Here is a 251-nt window from a genome sequence, read left to right on the forward strand (position 1 = left end):
TTGAAGTCTCGGTAAAGGGCGGCCGTAACTATAACGGTTCTAAGGTAGCGAAATTCCTTGTCGGGTAAGTTCCGACCTGCACGAATGGCGTAACGATGGCCACACTGTCGCCTCCCGAGACTCAGCGAAGTTGAAGTGTTTGTGATGATGCAATCTCCCCGCGGCTAGACGGAAAGACCCCATGGACCTTTACTGTAGCTTTGCATTGGAATTTGAACCGATGTGTGTAGGATAGGTGGGAGGCTATGAAG

General features: G+C 51.0%; 1 rRNA gene. It reads left to right on the forward strand.

Annotated elements, in window-relative coordinates:
* Nucleotides 1-251: ribosomal RNA gene (locus SB822_RS59215) — 23S ribosomal RNA — on the forward strand; the annotation flags it as partial.

Origin of the sequence: Paraburkholderia sp. SIMBA_054 (assembly GCF_046534875.1) — a bacterium.
Taxonomy (GTDB): Bacteria; Pseudomonadota; Gammaproteobacteria; order Burkholderiales; family Burkholderiaceae; genus Paraburkholderia; species Paraburkholderia hospita.